Origin of the sequence: Dialister sp., assembly GCF_036343215.1 — a bacterium.
Taxonomy (GTDB): domain Bacteria; phylum Bacillota; class Negativicutes; order Veillonellales; family Dialisteraceae; genus Dialister.
In genome coordinates, this window is the sequence record NZ_JAZASU010000083.1 from 1 (window position 1) to 7,682 (window position 7,682).

Consider the following 7,682-nt stretch of genomic DNA (forward strand, 5'->3'; position numbering starts at 1 on the left):
AGGACTTATTTCTTTTGAAAAAATAGAGTGAAAAAATTTTCACCGCGCGGTTAGATGGAGTTTCTGAAAATCATCTGCGTCCATCCCTCCGCCGGTTCGATCGATTGTGTACATCCGGTTTACAAGGGATTTCTTCAGGGGCCCTTTCATTCGCTCCACCGGTATAGTAGCAAAAAATGCGATTTGTATCATTAGAATTTTGTTAGAATTAATACATCGAGGATTTGGAATATTTCCACCGGATAAGGATCCATTGTTCATACCTGTTCCAATTTGTCTTGACAATTGGTATTTCCAATGGTATATTATTTCTAATCACATACAGGCAGTGAAGAGAAGAGTACATAAAGGCTTCGGCAAAGAGAGCTCCGGCAGGTGGGAAGGAGCGCGGAAAATTTATGGAATATGGCCTCTGAGCCTTTCCGCTGAACAGTGAAGCGGAGCGGGAACTCCCGTTACAGAGTCAGGGTATCGGCTTTGGCCCGTACCTCATAAGGCTTTCCGGGTGACCGGGAGGTAAAATTGGGTGGTAACACGAATCCTTCGTCCCATAGGGCGGAGGATTTTTTGTATCTGAAACGGAATAGAGAGGGTTTCGGATATTTCAAAGGAGGAATATGTATGAATTTGAAGAAGACTCTGGCATTATCCCTGGCAGCTTTGGCCGTCGTAGGAGCCATTTCCGGCTGCGGCGGAGACAAGAAAGACGCAAAAGCACCGGCAGAAAAGAAAGAAATCACCGTAGGCGTAACCCCCGGCTATTCTGAACAGGTCATGGAATTTGTAGCCAAAGAAGCAGAAAAACAGGGCCTCAAAGTGAACCTGAAATCCTTCGCTGACTATGTCACTCCGGACCAGGCCCTGGCATCCGGTGATATCGACCTGAACTCCTTCCAGCATGGCCCGTTCCTGGAAGCTTTCAATGAAAAGAACGGTTCCAAACTGGTTTCCATCGGAAATACCTATCTCGCCCCGCTCCGCGTATACTCCAACAAGATCAAATCCCTGGATGAACTGAAAGAGGGCGACAAGATTTCCATTCCGAACGATCCTTCCAACGGCGGACGCGCTCTCGTTCTTCTGGAACAGAAAGGAATCATCAAACTGAAAAAGGGCACCAATCCGGTCAAAGCCGTAGTCGGAGATATCGAATCCAATCCAAAACATATCGAAATCGTGGAATTGGAAGCTGCCCAGCTCCCGAGATCCCTGGATGATGTAGCATGCTCTGTCATCAATGCAGGCTATGCGAAATCGGCTAAACTGGATCACAAATCCGCACTCGCTACCGAAGACAGCACCTCTCCTTATGCCAATATCATTGCAGCCAGAGAAAAGGACAAGGATAATCCGACCTACCAGAAATTCGTAAAGATTTTCCAGAGCGATTCCGTGAAGAAATATATCAATGACAACTTCTCCGACGGACTGATTCCGGCGTTCTGATCGCAGGGTAGGAAAACTTTGAGAAATATGCCTGCCTGATAACTGTATTTAAAAGTTATCAGTTTGCAGTTCACAGTGAAGGTGGCGCCTTAAATGATAAAGGCGCCATTTTTATATGGTATCTGATGGAAGTCTATTACATAAAGGAAATAAAAAGGCCCGCTTCAAAATTCTGATGCGGGCCACTTTCATTGATAACTGATAACTGCGAACTGATAACTTCTATTCTTATAGCTAAAGGCACGATTTGAACTCAAAGCGATCCATTCAACCGCCTATCAGCTTGATCCCGATAAATCTTGCCTGGTCCAGGGTATCCTGGAAGTGCTCTTTTTCGTAAGCTTTCTTGTCCTCTTCGGAGAAGATGGAAGCTTCATAGCGGCTGTAATCCCTGAACTGCAGGGTATTATAGGCATAGAGGACTTTGGGCGGGACGCCCAGGATATTTCCAATGAATTCTTCATAACCCTTTGTCCTGTCCGGAAGGTGGAAGAGATCGGCCTGTTCTTCCGTGGCATTCATGGTATAGAAAAGGGCGCTGGGGAGTTTCTTTGGAAATATAGAGGAATCGGGGAAACGGTAGAGGTAATTGGAAAAGAGGAACCGTTCCAGAAAGGCAATCATGGAGGAAGAATAGTTCATGAAATAGATGGGGGTCCCCAGAATGAGGGCATCTGCTTCCTTGATTTTCTCAAGAATCGGCGAAAGGTCATCTTTCGTGGCGCAGATATTTCCATGAGGTTTCTTCTTCTGTTTGCAGTAAAAGCAGCTGGCACAGCCCTTGTAAAAAAGACTGTAAAGCTGGACGAATTCTCCCTCTGCCCCGTAGGATTCGGCGCCCGCCAGGGCGGCGCGGAGCATTTTCGCCGTATTTCCATTACGCCTTGGACTGCCATTGATGGCGATGATTCTCTTCATGGGTACCTCCTTGTCGTAACACTTTCTGATTTCTATTATAAGGGAAATAGCTGTAAGTGAAAAGTTAGCAGTTATCAGTTATCAGTTCGCAGTGAAGGAAGGCCCGCATCAGATTGATTGGCGGGCCCTTTTATACATGGCTCTCATTGGAAATTTCCCTTGCCTTTTGAGAAATATTTCATGTATAGTGGAGAGGTAAATAGAGCAGTTAGTAATCCGCATCCTGCCGGCAGGGATTGAGATTCTAATAAGTAACGGCTAATGGATAAGGGCCATCTCCGTTAACGATACCGATTTTGGAATTTTTGCAAAAACGGTATCGTTAAAATAAGTTATCAGTTACCAGTTGTCAGTTATCAATGCCCCATCAGGTGAATATAACGGTATATAAAGTAAAATTTTGTGAATTGCGAACAGGTTACGGAGAACCGTTTAAAAATTATTCACTTCCAGTTGTCCTGTACTTTTTGAATTTCTGCGAACTGATAACTGATAACTTTCACCTCGATTGACTCAAACCGAAAGGAGCACCTATGACAACCATACTCTTCGTCTGCCACGGAAATATCTGCCGTTCTCCCATGGCGGAGATGGTGATGAAGGAAATCGTCCGCAGAGCGGGCCGGGAGAAAGATTTCCACATCGAATCCCGGGCGGCTACGACCGAGGAAATAGGAAACGACATCTATCCTCCCGCAAAACGGACCCTCAAGGCTCACGGCATTCCTTTCACGAAGCATGCGGCCAGACTGATTACAAAGGAAGACTATAAAAAAGCGGATTATATCATCGCCATGGATCAGGAAAATCTCTATGATTTGGACTGGCTTTGCGGCCAGGATCCGGAGAAAAAAGTATCCCTCCTCCTTTCCTGGGCGGGAGAAAAGAGGGACGTGGCCGACCCCTGGTACACGGGAAATTTCGAGAGGACCTATGAGGATGTCCTGCTTGGGTGTCAATCTATGCTTGAAAAGCTGAAATGAAAAGTTAGCAGTTCCTATACACTCAATAAGTAAGGACTACTGAGAATTCATAATGTTTCAGATGGTTATCAGTTATTAGTTCTCAGTTATCAGTAGTTCACATGGCATGATAATACTTTTGTGCCACATGGACTGAATTTTTTCCTGTCATGGGCAAAAATTAATTTCCAATGATATTATCCATAAATCTCTGCGGCGCTTTCTTCTGTCGCGCCGCACCATCACTGAGAACTGATAACTGCGAACTGATAACTATCTCACCTACGGTTATTTCATCCTGATAAAGAAAGCAGGTAAACTGAATGATTAAGGACGAATTCATCCTTTCCAAAGCAAAGGACCATGACAGTTTCTATATTTATGACGGAAAAGCCATCGGGGAGAGAGCGGAGCTTCTGAAAGCGGCCTTTCCGGGGGTGGAATTTCTCTATTCCGTGAAGTGCAATCCTTTTCCCGAAGTGGTGCGGACTCTGGCCAATCATGATTTCGGTATGGATGCAGCGAGTATCCAGGAAGTAGAACTGGCCATCAGGGCAGGAATCCCGGGAGGAAATATTTTTTACTCCGCTCCGGGGAAAACGACATCTGCCATCCGGAAAGCCCTTCGCCGCTCCATGATCATTGCGGACAGTCTTTCCGAAATCACCCGGATCAGCCAGGTGGTGCGGGCGGAACCTCTGGAAACAGGGATTCGCGTAAATCCCGATTTTTCTATGGATGGCGATGAAGGAATGCCTTCGAAATTCGGCATCGATGAGAAGGAGGTCCTTCATTTCCTGAAAGACGATGTGCCGGAAAATCTTCGCATCACGGGCCTTCATGTGCACCTGAAAAGTCAGGTACTGGATGAAGAAAAGCTCCTTCATTACTATGACAAACTCCTGGATATGGCATCAAAGTTTGCACCCTACATGAGAAAATTCTCCTTCCTCAATCTGGGAAGCGGCATCGGCATTCCCTACGGGGAGGAAAATCCCCTCGATATCCGCTCCCTGGGGCAGAAGCTGGCGGGAAAGATTTCCTTATTTCATGAAAAATTCCCGGAAACAAGACTCCTCATCGAGACCGGACGCTATGTGACAGGCCCTGCCGGCATTTATGTGACAAAAGTGGTGGACCGGAAAGTGTCCCACGGAAAGACGTTCCTCATCCTCGCCGATACGCTGAATGGTTTCCTGCGTCCTTCCATGGGAGAAATCGTCCGGAAATACGGAGGAGAAAATGCCAGGGGCAGCGAACCGCTCTTCACGAAAACCCATGCCTTCCCCATCCGGACTCTGAAAAATGGAGATCTGGAAACCGTGACCCTGGCAGGAAGCCTCTGCACCGCCTCCGATATGGCAGCCGAAGATATTTCCCTCCCTCATCTGGAAATCGGAGATCCCGTCATTTTCGAAAACGCCGGCGCCTATGGAGCGACACTTTCTCCCTTCGCCTTCTCTTCAAAAGAAAAACCGGCCGAATACTTCGTGCCGGAATTTGAGGAGTGGTAGGTTTATTGGAGTCTTTTGGCAGATACCTTGATCTGAGTCAGTTACGGTATTCGTGAGTTAGCCTCACCGCGGCACGCCCCGATATAGACATTATCGAAATTTCGTGGTTCGTGATTCGTGGTTCGGAAGCGGAAGGAGATTTATATGAGGGACCAGGCGAGTGCTCATTGGCTTGAGTCAGCTGCGGTTTTCGTGGGTTAGCAAACCTCGGCGAGCCCCGATATAGACATTATCGAAATTTCGTGGTTCGTGGTTCGTGATTCGTGAAGGTGGCGGGCGGAAAATTTATTAAGCCTGCCGATTTTTATATGTAATTGGAGTCTTCCGGCAGTTACAATGACCTGAGTCAGTTACGGTTTTCGTGAGTTAGCCTCACCGCGGCATGCTCCGATGGAGTCTTTAGCGAGATTTCGGGATGCGGGGTGCGGGAAGGATTGGCCACTGATGCGGCCAATATTTTTTGTATGGGGGCTTTGCACAGGCGGCACGGGCAGGGCTGACTGATGAAATGTTCTTTGCGATATGGCCTCTATCCATTAAATGCGAGCTCCCCGCGTCCGGGGAGCTCCACGAAGTGGTGAAGGGGCGTACGATCAGACAAGTCGTTTATGAGGAAAATGGTTAGTACGTAACGCAGGAAACGGGAATTAGAAGGCGTACACCGGAATGAAGCCTGATATTTTGGCCTGAAGAGGGAATTTGCAATTGGCAAATCAGGGAATGAAGTAGAATGACTGAAAGTTGCCGGGTTCAATTGAGATTAACTTGATCGTTTTCTTGATCGCTCCTGAGTTTCATGAAAAATAATAAGAACGTATGCCTTTATCCCCGGGGAAATACTTTTCCTGGCCGCTGTGAGCTGATGACGGAGAACTTTTATAGTAAGCCCCGCGAATTCCAATGGATCTCCGCTGTCCGGACCAATAAAAAACGGACGCCGGGGAGCGTCCGCTGCCATGGCGGGGATCCGGCATCTGATGGAGAAAGTGCCGGGCCATGACCTGAAACCGCAAGGGGAATGCGGGAGTCAGCGAAATAAGGTGTTAAACTGAAAAGTAAATGGAAACTATATAAAGAACAACTTTTATTCGGGATTATCGGGAGTCTCGGGGGTATCGGGACTGTCGGGGGTGTGGCGCGCGACAGAAGAAGGCGCCATTTTATATGGGGATTTTACCTCGTAGAGAAAATCGGCGAATACCTCAAAGCTGTCCGTAGAAATGCCTCAAAAGCCCAGGTCGAAGAGGCAGGCATGCAATATTAGCCCTCCGGTTCGCAGCTCGTGGGGGAGGCAGGCCGCTATTCCTGTCTCAAAAGGAAGGTGAAGCACGAGCCGTGAACCGAAAGGCTCAGGATTTCCTTCTGTATATAGTATACTTCATGAGAATATCATTGAAAAACTGTTCTTTTTTGTTTATAATACAGGTAAATCGCTGTATAACTGTTTGCACATTCCTATATAAAACTAATTATCCATCGTGATTCGTGGTTCGTGATCCGTGCTTCGTGAAGGTGTGCCGCTGATACGGCACGATTATATATGGGGACTTCGCACAGACGGGTGTTAAAATCTCTGCAGGTAATAGAAATACTTAAGATATGGATAAAGAAAAGGCTGCGAACCACAGACTATATATTTGGCGCCATTACTATTTTAAGGCGCCACCTTCACGATTCACGATTCACGGTTCACGGATCACGGTCCACGAATAGCACTTATGACTCTATCCATAGTTCATATAAAAAGGAGCAAATCATGAATTTCCTCTCCATCAGATATTTCCTCATGACTGCGGAGGAGCGAAGCATTACGCGGGCAGCGGAGAAGCTGCATATTACCCAGCAGACCCTTTCGGCCCATATCGCGGCCATGGAAAGAGAAGCGGGGGCAAAGCTTTTTGTGCGGTCCGTACCTTTGAAACTCACGGGAAGCGGGGAGGTTTTCTACCGGTATGCGGCCATGTTCGTCCGGACGGAGAGGGATTTCCGGCGGGATCTCTCCGATGCTTCCGGTCACCACACAGGGACCCTCCGGATCGGGATTTCCCCCTGCCGCGGACGGGTGAATATGCCCGGCATGATTAACGCTTTTCAGGAACGGTGCCCCCTGGTGAATATCCATCTCTTTGAAATGTCCAATAGAAATATATGGAATGCCCTCCGCCATGATGAAATCGATGTGGCCATGGGATACCTTCCGGGGGAAATACCGGGCATCGCCCATGTGCCCTGGATGGAGGAGGATATCCTGCTCCTCATAGAAAAAAACCTGGCCGGAGAAGTTTTCGGAGAGTCTCTTGGCGATTATTTCTATGGAAATACAGCCAACTGCTCGGGGATTCCACCGGAACTTTCGAAATGCCCCTTCCTCCTGAACAGTGAAGAAGACGTCATCGGGGCGCTCGCCAGGAAAATGTTCCGCGATGTGGGGATGCTTCCCCGTATTTCCGTGGAATCGGAAAATATGGAAGTCCTCCTCCGTCTCTGCCTCCTGGGAAAGGGTGCCCTCTTCATTCCCCGGAATATGGCGGAAAAGCTTCTGAATCGGGAAGAAAAGAAAAAACTCCTTTTCCTTTCCTTCGATGAAGAAAATTACATGATGAGCTTCGGCTATCGGAAAAGTGAAAAGCCCTGGGCCGTCATCAATGAATGGATCGAAACGTGCAGGAGTGTGAGCGGAGAGGGGAAAGAGTGAATCAGGAAGGGGGTGTACAAAAATAAAAATCATTATTTAAAAACTTTAGGGGAAATAGTTATCAGTTATTAGTTATCAGTTCGCAGTTATGGTGGCCGCCTTTTTATAGGGGAGGCGGCCCTTTTATATAAGGATTTAAACATTCTC

General features: G+C 47.5%; 5 protein-coding genes and 1 other annotated feature. Of the genes, 4 read left to right on the top strand and 1 reads right to left on the bottom strand.

Going from position 1 to position 7,682, the window contains the following annotated elements; all coding sequences use genetic code 11:
* The first annotated feature begins 319 nt into the window (after window positions 1-319).
* Window positions 320-554: a binding site (T-box leader), on the top strand.
* Between the two features lie 67 nt (window positions 555-621).
* Window positions 622-1,446, top strand: a complete 825-nt coding sequence (locus VZT47_RS08550) for a MetQ/NlpA family ABC transporter substrate-binding protein (RefSeq protein WP_330224548.1) — start codon at window positions 622-624, stop codon at window positions 1,444-1,446.
* A 267-nt stretch (window positions 1,447-1,713) separates the two neighbouring features.
* Here the strand turns inward: VZT47_RS08550 and VZT47_RS08555 are convergent, their stop codons facing one another.
* Entirely contained in the window at window positions 1,714-2,364 is a 651-nt protein-coding gene (locus VZT47_RS08555) for a flavodoxin family protein (RefSeq protein ID WP_330224549.1), read from the bottom strand.
* A 533-nt stretch (window positions 2,365-2,897) separates the two neighbouring features.
* On the opposite strand from VZT47_RS08555, the gene VZT47_RS08560 reads away from it, so the two are divergent.
* The 3 genes from VZT47_RS08560 to VZT47_RS08570 all read left to right on the top strand — a co-directional run bounded on the left by VZT47_RS08560 (window position 2,898) and on the right by VZT47_RS08570 (window position 7,535).
* On the top strand, window positions 2,898-3,347 hold the full coding sequence (locus VZT47_RS08560) for a low molecular weight protein-tyrosine-phosphatase (RefSeq protein WP_330224550.1): 450 nt from the start codon (window positions 2,898-2,900) through the stop codon (window positions 3,345-3,347).
* A 302-nt stretch (window positions 3,348-3,649) separates the two neighbouring features.
* The gene (locus VZT47_RS08565) at window positions 3,650-4,840 is read left to right on the top strand and encodes a diaminopimelate decarboxylase family protein (protein WP_330224551.1); all 1,191 of its coding nucleotides are present in this window, start codon (window positions 3,650-3,652) and stop codon (window positions 4,838-4,840) included.
* A 1,756-nt stretch (window positions 4,841-6,596) separates the two neighbouring features.
* The gene (locus tag VZT47_RS08570; protein ID WP_330224552.1) at window positions 6,597-7,535 is read left to right on the top strand and encodes a LysR family transcriptional regulator; all 939 of its coding nucleotides are present in this window, start codon (window positions 6,597-6,599) and stop codon (window positions 7,533-7,535) included.
* Window positions 7,536-7,682 lie beyond the last annotated feature (147 nt).

Excerpts from the sequence above, each read along its gene's own strand:
- VZT47_RS08550 (WP_330224548.1), top strand. The coding sequence starts at position 622 with ATGAATTTGAAGAAGACTCTGGCATTATCCCTGGCAGCTTTGGCCGTC.
- VZT47_RS08555 (WP_330224549.1), bottom strand. The coding sequence starts at position 2,364 with ATGAAGAGAATCATCGCCATCAATGGCAGTCCAAGGCGTAATGGAAAT.
- VZT47_RS08560 (WP_330224550.1), top strand. The coding sequence starts at position 2,898 with ATGACAACCATACTCTTCGTCTGCCACGGAAATATCTGCCGTTCTCCC.
- VZT47_RS08565 (WP_330224551.1), top strand. The coding sequence starts at position 3,650 with ATGATTAAGGACGAATTCATCCTTTCCAAAGCAAAGGACCATGACAGT.
- VZT47_RS08570 (WP_330224552.1), top strand. The coding sequence starts at position 6,597 with ATGAATTTCCTCTCCATCAGATATTTCCTCATGACTGCGGAGGAGCGA.